This window comes from Flavobacterium sp. S87F.05.LMB.W.Kidney.N, assembly GCF_004366435.1.
Lineage (GTDB): Bacteria > Bacteroidota > Bacteroidia > Flavobacteriales > Flavobacteriaceae > Flavobacterium.
In genome coordinates this window covers 466,431-487,708 of sequence record NZ_SODX01000004.1, presented here as the reverse complement: position 1 = coordinate 487,708, position 21,278 = coordinate 466,431, and the positions used below count along the sequence as shown (strand labels likewise).

Annotated in this window: 24 protein-coding genes and 1 pseudogene; 14 read left to right on the top strand and 11 right to left on the bottom strand. The window is 33.1% G+C overall.

From position 1 onward, the window contains the following. The first annotated feature begins 354 nt into the window (after positions 1-354). Both EDB96_RS14690 and EDB96_RS14685 read left to right on the top strand, forming a co-directional pair. A complete protein-coding gene (locus tag EDB96_RS14690; protein ID WP_057118319.1) occupies positions 355-768 on the top strand; it encodes a 3-hydroxyacyl-ACP dehydratase FabZ family protein in 414 nt (137 codons plus the stop codon). A gap of 16 nt (positions 769-784) precedes the next feature. Next, the gene (locus EDB96_RS14685) at positions 785-1,210 is read left to right on the top strand and encodes an MgtC/SapB family protein (RefSeq protein WP_134141641.1); all 426 of its coding nucleotides are present in this window, start codon (positions 785-787) and stop codon (positions 1,208-1,210) included. Positions 1,211-1,255: 45 nt separating this feature from the next. On the opposite strand, the gene EDB96_RS14680 is transcribed toward EDB96_RS14685, so the two are convergent. Both EDB96_RS14680 and EDB96_RS14675 read right to left on the bottom strand, forming a co-directional pair. After that, on the bottom strand, positions 1,256-2,455 hold the full coding sequence (locus tag EDB96_RS14680) for an FAD-dependent oxidoreductase (protein WP_134141639.1): 1,200 nt from the start codon (positions 2,453-2,455) through the stop codon (positions 1,256-1,258). Between the two features lie 31 nt (positions 2,456-2,486). Then, entirely contained in the window at positions 2,487-3,245 is a 759-nt protein-coding gene (locus EDB96_RS14675) for a helix-turn-helix domain-containing protein (protein ID WP_134141637.1), read from the bottom strand. A gap of 338 nt (positions 3,246-3,583) precedes the next feature. On the opposite strand from EDB96_RS14675, the gene EDB96_RS21155 reads away from it, so the two are divergent. Next, positions 3,584-4,135 (top strand): hypothetical protein, encoded by a 552-nt coding sequence (locus EDB96_RS21155; RefSeq protein WP_208326198.1) that lies wholly within the window; start codon positions 3,584-3,586, stop codon positions 4,133-4,135. 104 nt (positions 4,136-4,239) lie between these two features. Here the strand turns inward: EDB96_RS21155 and EDB96_RS14665 are convergent. The 3 genes and pseudogenes from EDB96_RS14665 to EDB96_RS14655 form a co-directional block, all read right to left on the bottom strand. After that, positions 4,240-4,686: pseudogene (locus EDB96_RS14665) on the bottom strand (transposase); the annotation flags it as partial. A 117-nt stretch (positions 4,687-4,803) separates the two neighbouring features. Next, positions 4,804-5,181: a hypothetical protein gene (locus tag EDB96_RS14660; protein ID WP_057118314.1), complete on the bottom strand. Its 378-nt coding sequence runs from the start codon at positions 5,179-5,181 to the stop codon at positions 4,804-4,806. 259 nt (positions 5,182-5,440) lie between these two features. Then, a complete protein-coding gene (locus EDB96_RS14655; protein ID WP_134141635.1) occupies positions 5,441-6,073 on the bottom strand; it encodes a nitroreductase family protein in 633 nt (210 codons plus the stop codon). 108 nt (positions 6,074-6,181) lie between these two features. On the opposite strand from EDB96_RS14655, the gene EDB96_RS14650 reads away from it, so the two are divergent. Next, a complete protein-coding gene (locus EDB96_RS14650; RefSeq protein WP_057119821.1) occupies positions 6,182-6,538 on the top strand; it encodes a winged helix-turn-helix transcriptional regulator in 357 nt (118 codons plus the stop codon). 2 nt (positions 6,539-6,540) lie between these two features. Here the strand turns inward: EDB96_RS14650 and EDB96_RS14645 are convergent, their stop codons facing one another. The 3 genes from EDB96_RS14645 to EDB96_RS14635 all read right to left on the bottom strand — a co-directional run bounded on the left by EDB96_RS14645 (position 6,541) and on the right by EDB96_RS14635 (position 8,221). Next, entirely contained in the window at positions 6,541-7,014 is a 474-nt protein-coding gene (locus EDB96_RS14645; protein ID WP_134141633.1) for a MarR family winged helix-turn-helix transcriptional regulator, read from the bottom strand. Further along, entirely contained in the window at positions 7,014-7,502 is a 489-nt protein-coding gene (locus EDB96_RS14640) for a GNAT family N-acetyltransferase (protein WP_134141631.1), read from the bottom strand. The genes EDB96_RS14645 and EDB96_RS14640 overlap by 1 nt, the downstream gene beginning before the upstream one ends. 125 nt (positions 7,503-7,627) lie before the next feature. Beyond that, positions 7,628-8,221 (bottom strand): hypothetical protein, encoded by a 594-nt coding sequence (locus EDB96_RS14635; RefSeq protein ID WP_057118310.1) that lies wholly within the window; start codon positions 8,219-8,221, stop codon positions 7,628-7,630. 229 nt (positions 8,222-8,450) lie between these two features. Here EDB96_RS14635 and EDB96_RS14630 point away from each other — a divergent pair, with 229 nt between their 5' ends. Both EDB96_RS14630 and EDB96_RS14625 read left to right on the top strand, forming a co-directional pair. Further along, positions 8,451-9,521 carry an NAD(P)H-dependent flavin oxidoreductase gene (locus EDB96_RS14630; protein ID WP_134141629.1) on the top strand — a complete coding sequence of 357 codons (1,071 nt, stop codon included), beginning with the start codon at positions 8,451-8,453 and terminating at the stop codon, positions 9,519-9,521. A 92-nt stretch (positions 9,522-9,613) separates the two neighbouring features. Then, a complete protein-coding gene (locus tag EDB96_RS14625) occupies positions 9,614-10,522 on the top strand; it encodes a nuclear transport factor 2 family protein (RefSeq protein ID WP_134141627.1) in 909 nt (302 codons plus the stop codon). A 46-nt stretch (positions 10,523-10,568) separates the two neighbouring features. On the opposite strand, the gene EDB96_RS14620 is transcribed toward EDB96_RS14625, so the two are convergent. The 3 genes from EDB96_RS14620 to EDB96_RS14610 all read right to left on the bottom strand — a co-directional run bounded on the left by EDB96_RS14620 (position 10,569) and on the right by EDB96_RS14610 (position 11,968). Continuing rightward, a complete protein-coding gene (locus tag EDB96_RS14620; RefSeq protein WP_134141625.1) occupies positions 10,569-10,988 on the bottom strand; it encodes an arsenate reductase ArsC in 420 nt (139 codons plus the stop codon). Between the two features lie 130 nt (positions 10,989-11,118). Next, on the bottom strand, positions 11,119-11,589 hold the full coding sequence (locus EDB96_RS14615; protein WP_134141622.1) for a DUF6428 family protein: 471 nt from the start codon (positions 11,587-11,589) through the stop codon (positions 11,119-11,121). A gap of 52 nt (positions 11,590-11,641) precedes the next feature. Beyond that, the gene (locus EDB96_RS14610) at positions 11,642-11,968 is read right to left on the bottom strand and encodes an ArsR/SmtB family transcription factor (protein WP_057118305.1); all 327 of its coding nucleotides are present in this window, start codon (positions 11,966-11,968) and stop codon (positions 11,642-11,644) included. A gap of 147 nt (positions 11,969-12,115) precedes the next feature. Here EDB96_RS14610 and EDB96_RS14605 point away from each other — a divergent pair, with 147 nt between their 5' ends. The 8 genes from EDB96_RS14605 to EDB96_RS14570 all read left to right on the top strand — a co-directional run bounded on the left by EDB96_RS14605 (position 12,116) and on the right by EDB96_RS14570 (position 21,177). Beyond that, on the top strand, positions 12,116-13,417 hold the full coding sequence (locus EDB96_RS14605; RefSeq protein WP_166669311.1) for an alginate export family protein: 1,302 nt from the start codon (positions 12,116-12,118) through the stop codon (positions 13,415-13,417). 107 nt (positions 13,418-13,524) lie between these two features. Next, positions 13,525-14,163 (top strand): NAD(P)H-binding protein, encoded by a 639-nt coding sequence (locus EDB96_RS14600; RefSeq protein WP_134141620.1) that lies wholly within the window; start codon positions 13,525-13,527, stop codon positions 14,161-14,163. Positions 14,164-14,248: 85 nt separating this feature from the next. Then, positions 14,249-15,190 carry a homocysteine S-methyltransferase family protein gene (locus EDB96_RS14595; RefSeq protein ID WP_134141618.1) on the top strand — a complete coding sequence of 314 codons (942 nt, stop codon included), beginning with the start codon at positions 14,249-14,251 and terminating at the stop codon, positions 15,188-15,190. 78 nt (positions 15,191-15,268) lie between these two features. Continuing rightward, on the top strand, positions 15,269-17,254 hold the full coding sequence (locus EDB96_RS14590) for a GAF domain-containing hybrid sensor histidine kinase/response regulator (RefSeq protein WP_134141616.1): 1,986 nt from the start codon (positions 15,269-15,271) through the stop codon (positions 17,252-17,254). A gap of 77 nt (positions 17,255-17,331) precedes the next feature. Next, positions 17,332-17,697 carry a response regulator transcription factor gene (locus EDB96_RS14585; RefSeq protein ID WP_057118300.1) on the top strand — a complete coding sequence of 122 codons (366 nt, stop codon included), beginning with the start codon at positions 17,332-17,334 and terminating at the stop codon, positions 17,695-17,697. Further along, positions 17,697-18,911: a YaiO family outer membrane beta-barrel protein gene (locus EDB96_RS14580; protein ID WP_134141614.1), complete on the top strand. Its 1,215-nt coding sequence runs from the start codon at positions 17,697-17,699 to the stop codon at positions 18,909-18,911. Before EDB96_RS14585 ends, EDB96_RS14580 begins: the two co-directional genes overlap by 1 nt. A gap of 1 nt (position 18,912) precedes the next feature. Further along, positions 18,913-19,734 carry a hypothetical protein gene (locus EDB96_RS14575; protein WP_134141611.1) on the top strand — a complete coding sequence of 274 codons (822 nt, stop codon included), beginning with the start codon at positions 18,913-18,915 and terminating at the stop codon, positions 19,732-19,734. Positions 19,735-19,746: 12 nt separating this feature from the next. Beyond that, a complete protein-coding gene (locus EDB96_RS14570; RefSeq protein WP_134141609.1) occupies positions 19,747-21,177 on the top strand; it encodes a glycosyltransferase family 2 protein in 1,431 nt (476 codons plus the stop codon). The last annotated feature ends 101 nt before the right edge of the window (positions 21,178-21,278 follow it).

Below are 21,278 nucleotides of genomic sequence, written 5' to 3'. Positions count from 1 at the left end.
TTTCTTTTTCTAAGATCAAAAAATGAACTTATAATAGAAAAATCACTTTTTATAAATGATTTTCCGCTATAAATTTTATCTATAATGTTTGTTTAAGTATCTAATTATTAAACGTTAAATAATGATTATTTAATTTAAAAGTTTAATATTCAAAATACCGATGCTAACGCTGATGTTAATTCCCTTTTGGTGCCAAAATTGTTAACTTAAGTTCAATTAATGCTAAAATTCAATTAGATTTTTCTGTTTTTTTTGGAAGTTTTGCCGGCGATTTTAATTGGTATTAAAAGGAGATATAATTTAAAAAATTGTCTATTTCAGATCAGATTCGTAAATTGTTGAAAATTACAAATTATGAGTCGAAATATTGAAGATCTAATTCCACACAGAGCCCCATTTTTATTTGTTGATGAAATTATATCTTACACACCTGAAACAATTATCGGATTAAATACTTTTACCCAGAAAGACAACTGGCTTCAAGGGAGTTTTCCAGACTTTAATTTTGTTCCTGGAACTATTTTAATAGAGGCAATGGCACAATGCGGAGGTGCAGGTGTAAAGCTGTTAGGTCTTGCTGATGGTGTTTTTGGTTTAGTTAGTATGGATCATATAGAATTTTTTGCAGGTGTTGAATTTGGAAAACTCGTTAAATTTGTAGTAAAAAACATTCGTGTAAGTGAAAAAATCATAAAACAATCTGGAGAGGCGTTTTCAGATGGGAAATTGATTTTAAAAGGCGAATGGATGTGTGTTAAACTTCAATAATTATAAAGTATATAACTTGAGTACAACAGAATTCTTAACACGGCTTGTGGTGGCTGCAATTGCGGGATTAGCCATTGGTTTTGAAAGACAATGGCATCACAAAGAAACAGGAGTAAAAACAAATACGCTTGTTGCTATTGGGGCAGCAGTTTTTGTGCTTTTGTCTATCAAAGTTGCAGAAACAGAACCAAACATCGATGTTACTCGTATCACTGCTCAGGTGGTTATGGGAGTTGGTTTTCTAGGTGCGGGAGTTATTTTTAGAGAAGGTGATAATGTACATGGCTTGAATTCTGCAGCTACAATTTGGTGCAGCGCCGCTATAGGAAGTACCGCTGCATCTGGTTATTTTATTGAAGCTTTAATTTGCACGCTCTTAGTTATTCTGATAAATACCGCTATTGAATCAATAGATAATTGGTTGAAAAATAGGAAAGGGTGATCTTTTAATTAAATTAAAGCTTCAAGTCTGTATTAGTACAAGAGATTATAAATTTGCTCCTTTGAATATTGAAATCAATTTACCCAAAGCTTCTTTAGAGTGTATTTGTTCTCCATTTTCTAGAGTTTCTTTCGTGGCTATGGCAGCTCTTTCCAGCATTCGTTTTTCAAAACTAGAAATAGCAGTTTTGATATCTATAAATTCATCATTCGTTAAAAAATCTGCCAGATCCAGGGCATCAAGCATGGCGAGATTGGCTCCCTTACCGGCAAACGGAGGCATACGATGTGCCGCATCTCCAATCAGTGTTAGGTTTGCTTGGGTTTTCCAAGCTTGATTTAAAGGGAAATAATATTGCGGACGCGGTATAAAATACAATTCATTACTCTTAAAAAGTTCGTGCCACTTCGGACTCCATTCTTTATAAACTTCATTGAACCATTCAAAAATCTTTTCATTGTCTTTAAAGTTTAAATCACTTTTTTTAATCCAATTTTCAGGAATTTTACTGCTTAATAAAAACATAAGCGAGCCATCTCCTTTTGTGCCGTACATTATTGTTTGTTCGTTACCGAGAGCCAGAACTTTTCCGCCTTTAGAAAACTCAAAAAGGTTTGGTGCGTTTTCTTTTGCGTTGTAAATGGTTCCTTCGATCATGGTAATTCCAGAATAAATGGGTTTTTCTGAAGATAGATACTGACGAACTTTAGAATTGGCGCCATCCGCAGCAATGACTAAATCGGCATAAGTGCTCGTTCCGTTTTTGAAATGCAGTCTCCATCCATTATTTTCTCTTTTCATCCAACTAAATTGACTATTCCAGCTAATTGTTTCTGACTGAAGAGAGTTCAATAAAACGTTTCGAAGCGCCGAGCGATCTATTTCAGGACGTGGTTTTGAAATGTCTTGCAGTGAATTTTTGCCAGTACCTAAAATTTGTGTTGCAGCAGTTTTTTGAATAGTATGTTCGTCAAAATGCAATTGAAAATCTTTATCTAGAATTCGAGCTTTGTTGGCGTTTGGACGAATATTGGCATAAAATTCATCTAGTAGATTCGCGTGTTTCATGGCTTTTAATCCAGAATCTTCATGTAAATCTAAAGGAGAGCCTTGCACTCGAACTTCTTGATTAAGATCTCTTTCGTAAACTTTTACATCTACATTTTTCATTTGTAAAAGTCGGGCAAGTAATAGTCCGCCTATTCCGCCGCCAATAATGGCAGCTTGTTTATCTTGTAACAGCATAGTTTGATTTTTTAAAATCTATACCGCAAAATTATTTTGTAGAAAGAGCTGATAATAGTATAAATCGGTCATTTTTGTTTTGGAATAATTCTTTAGGAAGAGAACCAGAAATTTTTTTGACCTCTCTAATAAAATGCGTCTGGTCTGAAAAGTTTTCTTCGGGAAAAAGTTTTCCTTTTGCAATATGTTCCAGCGAAGCACGGAAACGAAGGATAGAGCAGAAGCCTTTTAATGAAATTCCAAAATACGTATTAAAATAACGGTTAATCTGGCGGCTGCTCCAGCTGGATTTTTCAGATAATTCTTTTACCGTCATTGCGCCATGTGTTTGATAGATAAGGCTGAATAGTTTCTGTTTTCGAGTTTCTATTTCTTTTAATAATAAAGACTCAATTTTAAGAGAGGCTTTTTCACAGAACAATTCAAAATCTTCTAAATCATTTTCATTGAATTCCCAAAAATTGTTTTCTAATTTTTTTCCAGAATTTAAAAGATCTGAAATAGATTCATGAAAAACATATTCGACAGCAGGAAGTTTGAAGCTGATAACAAAGGTAAGGCTGTTGGCAGGAATTCTTCCTTTTTCATATTGTTTCGTCCCTAATCCAAGAAGCATAATTCTAAAAGATTCCTCAGGAGATTGAAGTAAAGATAGATCAATACGGCCGTCGGGCAGACCAATTGTTTCCAGAGTTTTATCAGAGGCATTACGAATACACCAAAAGCTATCCACAAAATACGAAAGATCTTGTTTAGGCTGAATTGATTTGTATTCTAATTTGTCGTGCATTTCAATAGAAACAATGATTATAGATATTTTTTTAGTATCGAAAGACGAAATTATACAAATTGTTCTTCAATTTTATAAATAGAACAGGCTTTTAATGGCCTGTAAAAGCTTGTTTGTCTTTTAAAATTTATACATAAAAAACTTAACATTGGGTAATGTATTGATTGTTAGTTATTTGTGGTTTATTTTTGGTTTGGATGAAAAACTTAACATTGGCGAATGTCTTTTTCAATCTATCTTTGGTTATTATTTTTTAATGTTAATTTAACAGTTTAGTAACATTGAAAATTAGTATAATTCAAAATTGATTAAAATAAATTTTAAAAATTAAGATAATAATGACGAAAAATGTACTTACGAATGAAGTCGATCAAGAGGTAGATGTTAATCCAGTTATCTCTAATGATGAAAACGAGCAAAATCCCACTCTAAATTCAGAAAATGAATCAGTTTCTATAGAAGGTGATTCCGAGTCAAAAACCAAAACTAAAAGATCTTCAAAAAAAACAGCACAAACTGTTGAAGTCATTGAAGAACAGAAAAAAGAAGAAGAGATAACAGATGATGCAGTATCATCAGAAACTGATGAAGAATCAGTTGAAGAAAGTGGAGATAAATCTAAAACCAAAAAGAAGAATAAAAAGATGAAAGAAAAAGAGAAAAAGCAGTTAGCTGAGAAAAAAGAAAAACTGAAAAAGAAAAAAGCAGCAGTTGCTAAAAGAAAAGAAAAAGCGAAAGATAAAAAGAAAGAAAAGGCTAAAAAAGCAAAACTAAAAGCTAAAGCTAAAAAGAAAGACAAAGCCAAAAAAGCCAAGGATAAAGCTAAAGCGAAAAAAATCGCGAAGAAGAAAGCGAAAAGATCTAAAGCAAAAAAGAATAAGAAAAAATAGGGCTGAGTTAATGGTTAATTGTTAATGGTTGATTGTTAATGGTTGACATTGATTGACATTGACATTGAAAAAACAAAAAGCGCTTAAGATTAGGCGCTTTTTGTTTTTTTCTTCTCTATAGTCATTTTGTCAATTTTCTGAAGGAATTCTGGGTCGAATTCAGAGTAGGCTCTTAATCTGTACTTTTCATCCCTGATTTTCATTACCAAACGAATTTTCTGCACCATCAGCCAGATGGGCTCGTATCTTTTGTGTCCTAACAAATATTGAATTTTAAGAATGGAAATTTTTCGATGCGTCAGCGTCATTAATTCGATGCAGATCATCCAGTATCTAATGGGTAAGTTAGAGTTTTCCATCACAGTTCCAGAGCGCAGACTAATGCGATTGCCACACTTTCGGCACTGAAATTTAAGATCATTTCTTCTAAAAGAATGAACATCATGACTGCATTTTCTGCAAGTCAGTCCGTTTTCTAAACGTTTATTTTTAAGCTCTTCTATACAAGTGGCTTCATCTGGGTATTTTTCAAAATAGGCGCGCAGCTCCATGTTTTCAGCTTCTTTTTTTGTCTAAATATATTAACTTTTATACAAGTTCGAAATCTGACGTAAAAAAAAAGGAATATTCAGAGTGAATATTCCTTTTAGGGCAAAAAATTACAGGTACTACAGTTTTGTCGCGATCTCTTTTTTATATTTATTTAAAATAGATTTAGTCATTCCTAAATTGGCTTTAGTAGAGTCTACTGCTAGATAAATAAAATAAAGCTGATTGTCAGATACGTCAATAATGTGTATTTGAGAACTTAGCGTAATCATGATGTTATCAACAACCTGACCTTGTAGATTTAAAGCCTTAATTGCATTCATTTTTGCTTTAACCACTTCTAGGTTATAAGCCGATGCTAATTCTGGATCAAAATCTGCAACAACAGATTGAGAGTAATATGACATACCACTTGCGATTTCAGCTACCGAAACTGCGATAAAACCTGGGACGTTTTTTTTTAGGTCTTCACCAAATTGGGTTAAAAAATCTGACATAATGTAGGACTTTAATGTGTTGTAATTAAGATTGAATTGTTTTGGATTCCACAAAAATAATTATAACATATTATTTAATTATCCGCTTTCTGTACCTATTTTTGTTTGGAATACAAAAAATGTACTTTGTAAAAAGTGGTTTTTACAGATTTGTTGAATTGAAATTTATTTTTGACTCAAAATGGTTAAAATAAAAATGCTTCTGAAAAAGCATATATGCAATTTCAGAAGCAATATTAACAAACTAAAAAATATTTTTTTACTTGATTTCTGTAATAAATTCGTCTTTTGCTGTTCTCACTTTTTTCAAGTTTACCAGCCAGTCGTTAGCTTCATCTCTATATCCAAGAGGTAAAATTACAACGCTTTTAAGACCTTGTTCGCTCAAACCTAAAAGTTTATCCACTTCAGCAGGAATAAAACCTTCCATTGGTGTTGCATCTACGTGTTGTTCTGCAGCAGCGGCAATAGCTACACCAAATGAAATATAAGCTTGTTTTGCAGCATGGTTTGCGTGCCATTCTTGTCCAAGAGGTTCGTACATTCCCCAAAGTCTCTCTTTGTACTCATCCATCGCGTTAGCAGGAATTCCTCTTTCTGCTATAGTTTTATCAAATACAGCAGAAATTTTATCTAAGCTATAACCGTCCCAAGCTGCCCAGATCAATACGTGAGACGCATCAGTAACTTGGCTTTGGTCAAAACTAACCCCTCTTAATTTTTCTTTTAACTCTTGGTTTGTTACTACAAAAACCTTGTAAGGCTGTAATCCAGACGAAGAAGGAGCCAATTGAGCAGCTTCAAGAATATAATCTACTTTTTCTTGCGGAACCACTTGTCCGTTCATTTTTTTAGTAGCATAACGCCACTTTAGTGCATCTATTAAGGCCATTTTTTTTCAATTGATTAAAATTTCATTCAAATGTAAAAACTTTAAGTGTATTTTTGTCATCTGATTACCAAAAGTAACTGTAACATCGAGGTAACTTACTAACATATTATGATAAAAGAGCCAGAACACGATCGAAAAGCATGCAATCAAAACATTATGGCAGTGCACGATGCAATGGATATTTTGAACGGAAGATGGAAAATTTCTATTATTGCATCCCTTTGTTTTAATACTTTAAGATTTACCGATTTGCTGCGAGAAGTAGAAGGAATTTCGGGAAAAATGCTGAGCAGGGAATTAAAAAATCTGGAAGAAAACCAATTGGTTACGCGTACTGTTTTAAAAACTCAACCCATAACTGTCGAGTATCAACTGACAGAATATGGGCATACATTAAAAGACGTAATAGATTCTTTAGCAAAATGGGGAGTTAATCACCGAAAAAAGATTACGGGAAGAGGATAATGTCAGCTTTTGAGTTCAGATATTCTTTGAAAAAATCCTTGATTGGCTAATTTTTGTTCAGCTTCTTCGATGGCTTTCAAAAGATTATTTTGATTATCTGCAATTTCGTTTAAGGTATTTTTCATAAGATCCCATACCGGCTGCATTTTTAAAATCAACTCTTTTCCTTTCCCAGTAAGTACAATCAATCTTTTTCGTTCGTCTAATTTATCTTTTCTAGAACTGATTATTTTTTGCTTTTCCAATTCTTTAAGCAGACTAATTGTTGACGGATGGCTGTAGCCAATTTCACTGGCAATTTCTACAACGCTGAGCATTTCTTTTATATGAAGCGTATAAATAACAGGAAACCATTTAGGCTCAAAATCAATATCAAAAGATTTGTATACAAGTGCTCCATCTTTGCGTAATTGTTCACTAAGACGCTGAAGTCGTGTAGATAGGGCTAATATGCCAATTTCGTCAATTATATTCATTACTTCGAGTTTAGCTGTAAATGGCGGAATACATTATCTGGTTTCATTAATGGAAAATCGACTGGCAGCGCTTCTTTAGAAATCTTTACAAAATTGTTTTTCTCATAAAAACGCAAAGCCGCCTGCAATATAGAAACAGTCCCTAAATATAAGTTTTTAATCCCATTTTCTTCACTGTAGGCAATTAATTGCTCTAATAAATGCTGCGCAATTGCAAATTCTTTTCCTCTGAATTCTTTCTTAACAAACATTTTTCTAATCGCACCAGCTTCAGAATTGAATTTTACCAAAGCAATAGTTCCAACTAATTTCTCCTCTATAAAAGCACCTAAAAATGTTCCTCCAGGTTTATAGTAAAAATTCTCAATCTCTAATAAATCCGGCTGATCTTCTATTGTAATAGGAACGTTGAACTCTTTTTGCTGAATGTTTAAAATCAAATCTACGATTTCATTTTCGTACTCATTTTGTATAGGCTTAATATGCATTGTATTTCAAAATTTAATATAGGTACAAAACTACGTAGTTAACTACATATATACAAATAAAAAACTGCTGAAGTCAGCAGTTTTAAGTGTTTTTTATGATTTTGAATTGTAGTCGAGTGAAGATTTTATTCTTTAACTAAAACAATTACAGCTTTATAACCCGTTCCGACATTCCATTCGCTGGCAGAAATAACAGCACCTTTGTCATCGATAACTTTAAATTCGGCAGTATTTGGAGAAGCGAATCCTTCGTTTAAAGCTTCAATATCAATTTTATTGATTCCTTTAACCAAATTTATTTTAACGCTTTTGAATTCGCCATCCAAAGAAACTTCAGGTTCAATAACTTTATCGTTTAAATATACTTTTACTTTATCGCCATCTACAAAAGCAGCATCTCGATACATAACAGTAGAAGTAACCGCATTGGTATTAAAGTTTCCTAAAAACTGGTTTCTTCTATAAAAAATCCCATCGACATTCGATTCCTGTTTATATAGATTGGTGTCTTTGAACAATTCGTCTGGATTAACCTGTAGTGGAGCAGGTTTTTCTACGACTGCCGGCGGATTTTCTTTTGGAGAAACTTCTTTCGGCGGAATAACTTCTTTAACGGCAGGATCTTTTGCCGGAATTGATTTGAACTTATTGTTTAATTCCTGAGCATAAATCTGCGTTGAAAACGAAGCAATAGCAGTTATCAAAAATATTTTTTTCATACTTTGTAAATATTAATCTTGGGGTAATAATTATTAAAAAATGACCAATTAGGTCTTTCTATATAAACATTTTATGAGGCTAATTATTGTATTATTACCAATTAATTGTCGAAAATTTAACTTCCATCTCATTCAGGATTTGACATTTTATCGCTGAAACTGGCTTATCTTTATGTATGAAATCAGAATCTGTTTTGCAAGATTCGTTTTCATACAAAAATCAAATATTATGGAATGGAAAAATAATTTAACCAACTTGTTTAAAATTGATTATCCAATTATACAAGCGCCGATGTTTGGTGTTACAACTCCAGAAATGACTGCTGCAGCTTCTAATGCAGGTGCTTTAGGATCGCTGGCACTTGGAGATCTTCCGGCAGACAACTGTATCGAATTGATTAAAGCCACAAAAGAATTAACGAACAAACCTTTCGCAGTAAATATTTTTCTAAATAAAATTGATGCGATTTCACCAAAACTCCAGGCCGATTACGATAAAACAAAAGCATTTTTGAAAGATTTTAGTCAAAAATCAGGAGTAGTGGCTGATTTTCCGCTTTTAAGCGAAATTAAACTGACCGATTATCACGATCAAATTGAAGTGATTCTGAAAGAAAACTGCCGTATTGTTAGTTTCACTTTTGGGAATTTGGATGCTGCAAGTATTTCCAAATTAAAAGAAAATAATGTGCTTTTAATAGGAACTTGTACATCTGTTGAAGAGGCTGTTGTATTGGAAAATAGCGGTATTGACATCATTTGTGTACAAGGAATTGAAGCTGGCGGACATCGAGGAAGTTTTTTAGACGAAACTATTCCGCAGATAGGAGGAATGCCATTGTTGTCTCAAGTAACAGAAACTGTAAAAATACCTATTATTTATGCAGGCGGTATTTACAATGCTAAAACCTTATTGGCTGCTAAATTGCTCGGTGCCGATGGTTTTCAAATTGGAAGCTTATTTTTAGGTTCTGCCGAAAGTGCTTTACATGATTTTGAAAAACAACGTCTTAGAAATTTAAAAGAAAACGAAATTGTGTTAACTAAAAGTTTTTCTGGCAGATACGCCCGAGGTATTAGAAATGCTTTTATCGAAGAAGTTGAAAATACGGAATTTGTTCTCCCATATCCTTATCAAAATAAATTGACTGCCGAATTGAGAAAGGCTTCTAAACTGGTAAAAAATCCAGATTTTGTAGGTATTTGGGCGGGCCAGTCAATTACTGATTACAGCGAAATTTCAACAGGAAATCTTATCAAGAATTTAATCGAAGAGGCAGAAAAGTTTAGTGTAAAGTAGCAGTAAGATAGTCGAGTTATTTATTTTTGATATATTTTAAAATATTGATTATTAATGTTTTATATTTGAATATCAATTAAAAAGAACTGGATATGATCAAATTTAGTTTTACCTTTTTTCTTTTTGCATTGGGAGTTTTTGCACAAGAAAATAAAATAGATTCGAATGTTCGCAAGCAAATAGAAAGTTACAATTCTTCTTTTGCAGCAGACTTTACTGGAGGAAATAAAGAAGCTTTACTAAAAGCCTATACAGAACAAACCATTTTAATGCCCGAGCACAGCAGGCAAAGAACTGGAAATAAAAGCATTGCTGATTTCTATAAACAATGGCTGGATCAGGCAAAAGTTATTTCTTATCAAAGAACTATTCTTGAACTTCAGGATTTTGGAAGCTATGTTTTGGAAATTGGAAATTTTACGGAACATTTGGATAAGCAAAACTTAAAACCCTATACGTATTCAGGAAAATATATGGTTTTATGGAAGAAAGCTTCCAAAAATAAACCAATGACCATTGCTGCAGAAATATGGGGATCAGACAGTTATTTTGACGACAGATTTATTCCTGAAATTGATGATGCATTAGTTCCTCCCACAAAAGAATTTGTTACATCTGATAAATTAAATTTGGAAGTAATAGAAAGGAACAATTCAATAAAAAAATTGGTGCAAAATAGGTTAGGTGGCGAACATGCAAAAATGTTTTTGCCTGATGCCATGTATTTAACCTATTACACTCCGATTTTATCTGGCGAAAAAGATATCACAGCTTATTTTATAGAACATGAAAAACCAGGAACTTTAAGTATCGATCAAATTTCGATTCGCACTTCTGGAGTTATTAATGCCCAAAAAGCAATTGTAGAATTTGGTTATTACAGTGTCGATTGGAGCGATGGAGATAAAAAAGGAAATGTAAAAGGAAAAAGTATAAATGTTTGGAAAAGAAATAGTAACGGAGAGTTAATGCTTTTTCGCCAAATGGTAAATCATGATTAAAACTAAAACCATTCTTGTTTAAAAGAATGGTTTTAGTAAATAAATTTTAGGCTAAATTTTTTGCAGCAAAATCTCTGCAATAATCTTTTATTAATTCTCGTACAGTTCTAAACTGTTCTTCGATTTCGACATCTGTTCCAGCTGCTTTGGCTGGATCTGGGAAATTATAATGAAATTTTTGTGCTTTTGTTGGAAAAAATGGACAGCGTTCTTTAGCATTATCGCAGACCGTAATCACAAAATCAAAATCAATATTAGTGTATTCATCAATATTGTTTGAAGTATGATTTGAAATGTCAATTCCATCTTCTTTCATTATAAAAACAGCCTTCGGATTTACGCCGTGGGTTTCTACGCCAGCACTGTAAACTACAGCTTTATTTTTGGCAAAATGTCTCATGTAACCCTCTGCAATCTGGCTTCGGCAGCTGTTTCCTGTACAAAGTATAAGTATTTTCTTTTCCATGTTTAAACGAATAACCAAATGATATTAATGATGCAAAATTTGGGTTCAAAGCCAAAAATAAGTTGCAGCACAACAACGGAAGTGGTAATAATAATAGGTTTTTTATATTTAATAATTAGTGCTTTCATTATTAGCAGCATCCAGAATTTGGTGTACAGCAAGAACTGTTATCGATTGATTCTCTTAGAATTATTTTTTGTTTTTCAGATGGAATACCGCACGCATCTTGTGCTAAACAAGCTGTTGTTTTATTTTTAAGAACAAAGTTTTTCCCATTAAAATCCAAATCATATTTTCCAATAGTTGCGTTTTGATATTCTACTTCGATTTCAAGATCCTTAATATGTAACTTATCTTCCGAAAGCTGGATGATATGCAGTAGTTTATTTGGTTTTAATCGATGTTCAAAATCATTGGCATTCCAAAGCTGGAAGTTTACCACTTCCTCATTTCGTACAACACCTCCGCAGTCTATAAAGTTCTTTTTGATAATTCCTACTTCGGTTACATGGAAATGTTCTGGAACAAAGGTTCCATTTTCTAACTGAAATTCAACATTTTGTAATGTTGGTAAAAGCTGTTTGATTTCTGATAGTTTCATAATTTTTTATTTGTTTAATGCAATATTACGATAGAGTTTTTCAAAAAAATGTTTAGCAGCATTTAGATTGTGAAAGGCTTTGTGTGATTTTTAAGAAATAAGTATTTAAGATAGCAATAGCTTTTTCATCAATACAATAGCAAATTGAGTTTCCTGAAATATTTCCTTTAATGATACCCGCATTCTTAAGTTCTTTTAAATGCTGCGAAACTGTTGGCTGTGCAAGCGGAAGTTCGTTTACAATATCACCGCAAATGCATTCATTCACCTTAAGCAAATATTCTAGAATTGCGATTCTGGCAGGATGTCCCAATGCTTTAGCAATTGTAGCAATCTGGTTTTGTGCATCTGTAAAATGTTCTGTTTTAGTTGCTCCCATTTTTTTTTTTTTTTTTTTTTGTAATTTAATATTGCAATATTACGATAATAATTAATTACAATATAATTTTTAAAGTTAAATTTCTTCGAATGAAATAACGAGACAATAATTACATTTGTATATTAATTCTATAGATAATATCAAATAGTGCCAAAAAATACAATTGCAGCATTTTCCATTTTCTGTTTTTTTACCGCAATTGGTAATCACGTCAACGCACAGCAAATCGATACTATAGCCAGGCAGTTTATATTAAATATAGAAGTTCGTCCAAGAGCAGAATATACTTCAAACTACATACTGCCTCCAAACGATTCTATTGATCCTTATTTTTATATTACACAGCGAAATAGGATTTCAATGCAGTATTCCCAAGAAAAATGGCTCTTAAAGGCTGACGTCCAAGAAATTCATCTTTGGGATAATGAAAATTCTAATTCTAAAGTCGGAAGTATTAATTTTTATCAATTGTTTTTAGAAACTAAATTTAAGAATGTAAATTTTCGTTTAGGAAGGCAAAGTGTTTTATTGGATAATGGGAGATTGTTTTCTGATGCTCCTTGGGCACAGCAGGGAAGATCGCATGAAGGAATTCGAATCATGAAATATTCTAAACATTTTATGAATGATCTTTTCTTTTTGTTTACACGAAATTACAATACTAGTTTTGAGGCAGCTTATTCGCCTGTTGCATCCAATAAATATAAGTACATGCTGGTGTATAATTTTAGTTATAACTCACATCAAAACTTCTCTTTCAACTCGAGTAGTACGGTTGATTTTTTAGAAAAAACAAATGGAGAAACTTTGTACGCACGGGCAACCACAGGAGGGAGAATTGAGTTTAAAAAGAATCAGTGGTATTATACTTTAAACGGTTATCTGCAATTTGGACAAAATCAGAAAGGACAGCATTTGCTGGCATACTATTTTCAGCCGGAGGTTAAATTGTCACTGCAAAAATCAACATGGCGTTTGGGTGCAGAAATTATAAGCGGCAGTAGTGCTGCTTTAAATATTGATAGAACCGCAGATTTTGATGTTTTATATGGCGTTACCTGGAAATTTAATGGAAATATGAATGTGTTTACCCGCTTTCCCGCTGATGTAGGAGGAAAAGGTTTGGTAAATCCTTATCTATTTGCTTCTTTTCCTTTAAACACAAAATTATCGTTTCGTAACGATTTTCATCTTTTTTATACCCAATATCCATTAGTAGACGGTTTAAATCAGGATATGTCTAGATTTCTGGGATTTGAGAATGATTTTTCAGTAAGATATATTCCATTAAAAGAGCTGGAAATTAACGCCGCATTTTCATTTTATAAAGCAACGGATTCAATGAAAAACCTTCCAAAAGTGCAGGATGAAAACAAATTATCATTTTGGAGTTACTTGATGGTTTCTTATTCTTTTAATGCTGTTAATTGGAGAAGAGCAAAAAAATAATAAAATAAACCCCATTACATGAGTAATCAATAAAACCTCTTTCTTAAGGTAGTAAAAGAGGTTTCGATTAAAAAGATCATTATATTTACTTTTAAAACTATTTAGTTATGAAAGCATTGATAATTGGTGCAACGGGCGCAACAGGAAAACAACTGGTTGATAGGCTTTTAGGGGGTAATAATTATGCCTCGGTTTCAGTTTTTGTGAGAAGGCCATTCGGGAAATCGCACCCAAAACTTACGGAGCATATTGTTGATTTTTCAGATGTAAATTCGTTTCAGGATTTAATTAATGGAGACGTTCTTTTCTCCTGCCTCGGCACCACATTAAAAGATGCAGGTTCAAAAGATAATCAATGGAAAATAGATTTTGATATTCCGGCAGCATTTGCAGTTGCTGCAAGAAAAAACAATGTAAATTCTTTGGTCTTGGTTTCCTCTTATGGTGCATCAGCAAAAAGCAGTGTTTTTTATTCTAAAATGAAAGGAAAGCTTGAAGAATATATAGACGATCTTAATTTTTCACAATATATAATTTTCAGACCTGGACCTTTAATTCGTCAAAATACGGATCGATTGGGCGAAAAAATTTCAATTAAAGTTATTAAATTATTCAATGCCATAGGCCTTTTCAAAAACGTAAAACCTATTTCGACCTCATTTCTAGCAGATAAGTTACTAAAAGCTCCAACAGCACTTTCAAGAGGAACAACAATACTAGAATTGGATCGTATTATTGCGCTTTGATTTTTTATCAATTTCCAGAATTATAATTCCGTATATTTATAATGTTATTTATTTGATTTTTAATAACTTATAATTAGGAATGTAAATGGAGACGAATAAAAATACTTTACCGACAGAGTCTGATGATGTGTTTTTAACAGATGGAGGACTTGAAACAACCTTAATTTTTCTGGAAGGATTTGATCTGCCTTGTTTTGCTGCTTTTGATTTATTGAAGCATCAGCCGGGTTATAAAGCAATCAAAAACTATTACAAACGATATTTAAATATTGCCAAAAAATACAAAACCAATTTTATTTTAGAAACTCCAACATGGCGTGCAAACCCAGATTGGATTCAAAGAATTGGTTATCCTAGGGATGAGTTATCGGCCTTAAATAAAAAAGCAGTAGTATTGCTTGCTGAGTTAAAAACAATATTTGAAAAAGATATACATTCTATTCTTATAAGCGGTTGTATTGGCCCTCGTGGCGATGGATACGTACCTGAAAATTGTATGAGTATTGAAGAAGCAGAAGCGTATCATTCTGACCAAATTAAGGCATTAAATATCGCTCCAGTCGATTTTGTTTCTGCACTTACTATGAATTATGTAGAAGAGGTTATTGGTATCGTGAAGGCTGCAGAAAACGTGAACACCCCTGTTGTTATTTCATTTACAGTTGAAACAGATGGAAAATTGCCAACTGGCATGAGTCTAAAAGAAGCAATACAAAAAGTAGATAAAAGTGTATCAGTTCCGCCTTTGTATTACATGATTAACTGTGCACATCCAGCCCATTTTTTTAAAGAATTGAAAGAAGATGAAAATTGGATCAAACGAATAAAAGGTATTAGGGCAAATGCGTCTTGCAAAAGCCACGCAGAACTAGACGAATCCACAGTATTAGATCGTGGAATTCCCAAAGAACTAGGAAAAGAATATAAAAAATTGAAAGATTCCTTTGATCACTTAAACGTTTTTGGAGGCTGCTGTGGCACAGATGAAGAACATTTGGTAGAAATTATTGAGCAAATAAGGAGTTAAGTTTTATAAGAAATTAATAGCTAGGTAAATGTCATATTTTAAATTAGCTTATCTTTGTATGCTTTACCTATTAATAAAATGAATAACGATTTCCCCATACCAGAAAACGAATTACAACGTTTAGCAGCTTTAAAACGCTATAATATATTAGATACACTTCCCGACCACGCTTTTGACGATGCAACAAAGCTTGTTTCTTACATCTGCGGTGTTCCCATTGCTCATATTTCGTTTATAGATGAAAACAGACAATGGTTTAAGTCTGAAATTGGAATTGGAGCATCTGAAGTGCCTCGAGAAATCTCTTTTTGCCGCTATACGATTATGGAATCGAAAATGGTCGAAATAAATGATACCCATTTAAATGATAGATTTAAAAACGATCCTAATGTTACCGGCGGTTTTAATGTTAGATTCTACGCAGGAGTTCCCCTTACAACGCCTGATGGCTACAATATAGGAACTTTGTGTGCTATAGACCATGTTACTAAAGAACTTAACGATAATCAGCGAAATGCACTTTCAATTATTGCTAAGCACGTAATTGCTCAATTAGAATTAGGCACAAAGAATGCCCAGTTAGACGCCCAGAAAAAAATTGCTGAAAAAGCAGTATTAGCTAGAGATAGTTTTGTGGCCAATATGAGCCACGAAATCAGAACACCTTTAAATGCCGTAATTGGTTTTACTGATCTTCTTGCTCAGACTGATTTAGATGATGTTCAGCGCGAATATATTGAAAGCGTGCAGATAGCAGGAGAAAATCTGCTGTTGATTGTAAATGATATTTTAGATCTTTCTAAAATTGAATCGGGGAACCTGGCAATTGATTCGGAGCCATTTAATTTAAAAAAGACCCTTAAACATGTTTATGATTTATTAAAAGTAAAGAGGCAGAAAGAAGTAGAGTTCAATCTATTTTTAGATGCAGAAATGCCAGATGTTGTGGTTGGCGACCAAGGTAGACTCAACCAAATATTGGTTAATCTGATAGGCAATTCCCTTAAATTTACCAATGAAGGTGAAGTAACCGTTTCTGTCAAAAAAATTGAAGAAACAGAAGATAATTATACATTAAAGTTTTCAGTAAAAGATACCGGAATTGGTATCCAGAAAAACAAGCTGACAACTATTTTCGAACGATTTACTCAAGGAGAAGAAAGTACCACGAGAACTTACGGTGGTACAGGACTTGGTCTTAACATCGTAAAGCAGTTAATAGAATTGCAAAATGGAGAAATTAAGGTAAAAAGTGAACTGAACCGTGGTTCTGAATTTATCTTTATTCTTAGCTATAAAAAGGCACAAGTCATAGAAGCTCCAGTAAAATCAATGTCTAAAAATGACCTTGGTAATCTTAAAATACTTCTTTGCGAAGACAATGTTTTAAACCAAAAGCTGGCAAAAAGCGTAATTAATAATTTCGGATTTGATTTGGATATTGCGCATAATGGGGAAGAAGGAATAGAACTTTTGTCTCAAAAGGAATATGATTTGGTTTTGATGGATCTTCAAATGCCTCTTAAAGATGGTTATCAGACAACAGAATATATTCGTAACGAAATGAATTCGTCAATTCCGATTATTGCCATGACGGCGCATTCTTTAGTGGGAGAGCAGGAGCGCTGTTACAAAGTAGGCATGAATGCGTATGTGCCAAAACCATTTAAACAGTCAGTTCTTTTAAAAGCAATAAAAACGGTAATGAACCCAGATAATGACATTTCGCATAAAAGAGTTTTAAATCTTTCTTTTCTGGATGAAATGTCTTGCGGAGATCCCGATTTTAGAAAAGAAATGATCAATCTTTTTATAGAAAAGATACCAGCTCAAACAGCACAATTAGAAGAAGCATTTCATAATACTGATCACGATACCGTAAAAAAGCTAGCTCATAATATGAAATCGAGTTTAGATATTTTTATGCTTGAAGATCTTAGTAATTGTGTTAGTATAATTGAAGAAGAAGCAAAAGCGAATGAATTTACCAGCGAAACTCTTGATAAAGTGAATATTTTGCATTGTGGAATTGCAGAAGTCGTTAAAATTCTGAAAGCGCTATGATAAAAGAGAAATATATTCTAGCTTTACAATTATGATGTCATAATATAAAGTTTGCCCCAAAGATAAATATAAAAAAAATGAGAATTATTTTAGCAGAAGATAATGACATCCTACGCAAATCATTATCTTTTTTCTTAGAATCTAAAGGATTTAGTGTTGACCAATTTTCAGATGGAAAAGATGCATTGGAGGCAATAGAGGCCAATCATTACGATCTAATTCTGACAGATATAAACATGCCCGGAAAAAGCGGAATGGAAATCACGCAATATGTTAGAGAAAGCATTAACTCCGATGTTCCCATAATCATACTTACTTCTTCGGGTGTAGAACAAACCGAATTAGATTCTTTCGATATAGGCGCCAATGAATTTATTGCCAAACCAGTCAGTCCGGCTGTACTTTTGGTAAGGATTAATAAATTACTAAACAAACGTTTCTAATGAAGTTTATCTATTACTCCATTTTTATATTCTTTTTTTCGTCCATTGCAATTGGGCAGGAAGTCAATGTAGACGAGACTTTGGCAAATGTAAAACGAGAAGTAGAAAAAGAAAACTACGATAAAGCATTGTCGCTAATTGAACCATTACGAGCTAAGTTTCCAGAAAATGAAGATATTCAAGTCTACACCGGACGTATTTACAGCTGGAAAAAAGATTATAAAACAGCAGTAAAAATTTTGTCTCCAATGACAGACAGAGTTAATCCAAATCCAGAAGCACTGCAGGCTATTATTAATATTTATTTTTGGTCTGAAGATTATGAAAAGTGTATTACTTACTGCGATAAATATCTTGTAATTGATCCAAAATCCATTGATGTTTTAAAGATAAAAGCCACTTGTTTAGAGAAACTCAATCGTGACCAAGAAGCATTAGATTTAATAGAAAAAGCATCTTTTATTGATAACAGCACTCAGGCATTCAGTGGAATACGTACACTCATAGGACGCAAAGCAAAAAATACCGTTTCTGCTTCTTACTTGAATATTTCAACGTCAGAACCAGGACAATCTCCATTTCATTATGGTTATGTAGAATATTCACATAAATTCAGCAAATCTGCCATTGTCGGCCGTGCCAATGTGGGGCATATTAATGACGATACACAAATGTTGTTCGAAGCCGATTATTATCAGACTTTCTCCAACAAAAGTTATTTATATTCAAATGGTGGAATTTCTACAGGCGAAACAATATTTCCTGTCGCAAAAGCAGGTTTAGAATATTATTTTGCTCCGCATAAAAAGTTTGATTATTCTCTGGGAGCCAGATTTATGCATTTTGATACAGATGATATCACTTTACTAACGGGACAAATTGCGTATACAGCTGGAACTTATACTGTGGCATACAGACCGTATTATGATACTTCAAACGAGTTGTTTTCTCATGTTTTGAGCTTGCAGAAAGTAAATGAAGAAAAAGAACGTTTGATAAGATTTGAATTGCAATACGGAAATGTTCCGTATTTATATCTCTATAATAGTTTTACCCAGCCTTTAAAAGCTTACAGAGCAGGAATGCAATATCAGCATCGTTTTGGCGAATCTTTCTTTGTGCGTCCTATTTTCCTGTATGAGCGCGAAGAATATATTCCAGGAGAATACAGAAACAGGTATAATGTTCAGTTAATTGTAACTAAACGTTTTTAATATGACAGATATCTGGGAAATATATAAAAACGGCAGCTGGGAAATACCTTTCCTTACTTTTTCTATTTACGCATTTGTTTGCGTTTCATTTATTTTGTACTTGTTAATTGTAGCAAGCCGAAATAAGAAAATTAAAAGAGAAAGACTTAGAAATGAATATAGTGCAGAGATTGATCAATTGATGACATCAGTAATCTTTAACGATGTTTCATTTTCAAGCATCAAAGAAAATAAAAACTTTTTAGTGCTTTTTGATACTTCATTTTTCAAGGAAGTATTGACAGAATCAATTATAAATCTGCATAAGAATTACGAAGGTATTTATGCACAAAAGCTTGAACAATTTTATAAAGATTCTAATTTGATAAAAGGCTCTTTTAGAAAACTTAAAAGTCTAAAATGGGAAGTAAAATGCAAAGGAATCACAGAACTGGCAGAGTTTAATATTACAGAAGCTTTTGATGAAATCATAAGTTATTCAAAAGCTCGAAATAAAACTTTAAAAATTACTGCCATAAACGCCTGTATTAGACTTGCGGGCACAAAAAGCGTTGTATATCTTGTCGAACATTCAGATCCTATTGATGATTGGACTCAGCTGAATATTATCGCAGCGTTTAAAAAACACGATATAGGAGATACAAAGGGAATTGAGCTTTTATTAGAATCTCAGAATACAACTGTTATTACGCTGGGGTTAAAACTGATAAAAGAATTAAAACTGACTCAGAAAATTCCGTTTGTAGCGCAATTGGCTGCAAAAGCCCCAAACACAGTAATAAAATACGAAGCGCAAAGTATTCTGCAGACATTAACCGTTTAACTTTATAAGAAAATGACTTTTTTTACTACTGAAATAATATGGTTTTTGGATGTATACATACTTCTTATACTGGGTTACGCCATATTAATCATGTCTTCTTATTTACTACTCGCTTATCTTTCTACAAAAGAACTGCGAAGTTACCTTAAGAAAAATAGTTTTGTTGATTATGAAGTGCTTCTTACCAGTGAATTTGCACCAAAACTTTCGCTGATTGCTCCTGCATACAATGAAGGTTTAACTATTGAAGAAAATGTAAAATCACTCCTTTCTCTTAATTATAATCATTATCAAGTAATTTTAGTGAATGACGGAAGTAAGGACAATTCGATGGAAATCCTGATCAAAACCTATGATCTTGTTTTGACTGAATTAGATATTCATCCGCAAATTGAAACTAAAAAAATCAAAGGAATTTACACTTCAAGAAACGCGGCTTATAAAAAAATAATAGTTGTCGACAAAGAGAATGGAGGTAAAGCCGATGCTCTAAACGTTGGACTTAATATTGCCGAAAACCCTTATGTAGTTTGTATAGATGTTGATTGTATTCTCGATAAAGATTCGCTTTTAAAACTGGCAAAACCATTTTTAGAATCACACGGAAAACGTATTATCGCCACAGGCGGTGTTGTTCGAATTGCCAATCAGTGCATAATTAAAAACGGACGATTGGTTGAGGTTAATATTCCAGATCGTATGCTGCCAAGAATTCAGGTTTTAGAATATTTAAGGGCCTTTCTGTTAGGTAGAATGGCATGGGGAAGATTGGACGGTTTACTGCTTATAAGCGGAGCATTTGGTGCATTTGATAAAGAAGTAGCTATAATGTGTGGAGGTTATAGCACAAAAACGGTTGGGGAAGATATGGAACTCATTGTAAGAATGCGCCGTTATATGCTGGAGAACAAACTTCCGTATGCGGTGAGTTATATCCCAGATCCGCTTTGCTGGACAGAAGCTCCAGAAGATTTTAAGATTTTCAAAAAACAGCGCAGCCGATGGATGAGAGGAACAATCGAAACACTTAGTATTCACAAAAGAATGTTTTTGAATCCTAAATACAAATTATTAGGAATGTTAAGCGTACCATATTGGACTTTGTTTGAGTTTTTAGCTCCTGCAATTGAGTTTATTGGTCTTATAATAACTCTTTTCTTTATAATATTTGGCCTGCTAAACTGGCATTTTTTCTTTTTGCTTTTGTTATTTGTGTATTCATTTGCTGTTTTCTTCTCGGTTATTGCTTTGTATAGCGAAGAACGAACGTATCATAAATATCCCAAACAAATTGATTTCTTTAAGCTTCTTATGGCGGCTTTTATTGAACCGTTGTATTTTCATCCACTTACTGTTTATGCAGCTTTAGTGGGTTATAAAGAAAAAATTATGGGAACGAAAGGCTGGGGAGAAATGACGAGAAAAGGATTTACTAAGAAATAATGGTTGATTGTTGATGGTTAATTGTTGATGGTTGATTGTTAATTGTTAATGGTGATGCGATTGTTTTACCACTACAAAAGAAGGTGCGGGGATAGGTTTAA

Coding starts and splice junctions, on each gene's coding strand:
- EDB96_RS14690 (WP_057118319.1), top strand. CDS start 355: ATGAGTCGAAATATTGAAGATCTAATTCCACACAGAGCCCCATTTTTA.
- EDB96_RS14680 (WP_134141639.1), bottom strand. CDS start 2,455: ATGCTGTTACAAGATAAACAAGCTGCCATTATTGGCGGCGGAATAGGC.
- EDB96_RS14675 (WP_134141637.1), bottom strand. CDS start 3,245: ATGCACGACAAATTAGAATACAAATCAATTCAGCCTAAACAAGATCTT.
- EDB96_RS21155 (WP_208326198.1), top strand. CDS start 3,584: ATGACGAAAAATGTACTTACGAATGAAGTCGATCAAGAGGTAGATGTT.
- EDB96_RS14660 (WP_057118314.1), bottom strand. CDS start 5,181: ATGTCAGATTTTTTAACCCAATTTGGTGAAGACCTAAAAAAAAACGTC.
- EDB96_RS14655 (WP_134141635.1), bottom strand. CDS start 6,073: ATGGCCTTAATAGATGCACTAAAGTGGCGTTATGCTACTAAAAAAATG.
- EDB96_RS14650 (WP_057119821.1), top strand. CDS start 6,182: ATGATAAAAGAGCCAGAACACGATCGAAAAGCATGCAATCAAAACATT.
- EDB96_RS14645 (WP_134141633.1), bottom strand. CDS start 7,014: ATGAATATAATTGACGAAATTGGCATATTAGCCCTATCTACACGACTT.
- EDB96_RS14640 (WP_134141631.1), bottom strand. CDS start 7,502: ATGCATATTAAGCCTATACAAAATGAGTACGAAAATGAAATCGTAGAT.
- EDB96_RS14635 (WP_057118310.1), bottom strand. CDS start 8,221: ATGAAAAAAATATTTTTGATAACTGCTATTGCTTCGTTTTCAACGCAG.
- EDB96_RS14630 (WP_134141629.1), top strand. CDS start 8,451: ATGGAATGGAAAAATAATTTAACCAACTTGTTTAAAATTGATTATCCA.
- EDB96_RS14625 (WP_134141627.1), top strand. CDS start 9,614: ATGATCAAATTTAGTTTTACCTTTTTTCTTTTTGCATTGGGAGTTTTT.
- EDB96_RS14620 (WP_134141625.1), bottom strand. CDS start 10,988: ATGGAAAAGAAAATACTTATACTTTGTACAGGAAACAGCTGCCGAAGC.
- EDB96_RS14615 (WP_134141622.1), bottom strand. CDS start 11,589: ATGAAACTATCAGAAATCAAACAGCTTTTACCAACATTACAAAATGTT.
- EDB96_RS14610 (WP_057118305.1), bottom strand. CDS start 11,968: ATGGGAGCAACTAAAACAGAACATTTTACAGATGCACAAAACCAGATT.
- EDB96_RS14600 (WP_134141620.1), top strand. CDS start 13,525: ATGAAAGCATTGATAATTGGTGCAACGGGCGCAACAGGAAAACAACTG.
- EDB96_RS14595 (WP_134141618.1), top strand. CDS start 14,249: ATGGAGACGAATAAAAATACTTTACCGACAGAGTCTGATGATGTGTTT.
- EDB96_RS14590 (WP_134141616.1), top strand. CDS start 15,269: ATGAATAACGATTTCCCCATACCAGAAAACGAATTACAACGTTTAGCA.
- EDB96_RS14585 (WP_057118300.1), top strand. CDS start 17,332: ATGAGAATTATTTTAGCAGAAGATAATGACATCCTACGCAAATCATTA.
- EDB96_RS14580 (WP_134141614.1), top strand. CDS start 17,697: ATGAAGTTTATCTATTACTCCATTTTTATATTCTTTTTTTCGTCCATT.
- EDB96_RS14575 (WP_134141611.1), top strand. CDS start 18,913: ATGACAGATATCTGGGAAATATATAAAAACGGCAGCTGGGAAATACCT.
- EDB96_RS14570 (WP_134141609.1), top strand. CDS start 19,747: ATGACTTTTTTTACTACTGAAATAATATGGTTTTTGGATGTATACATA.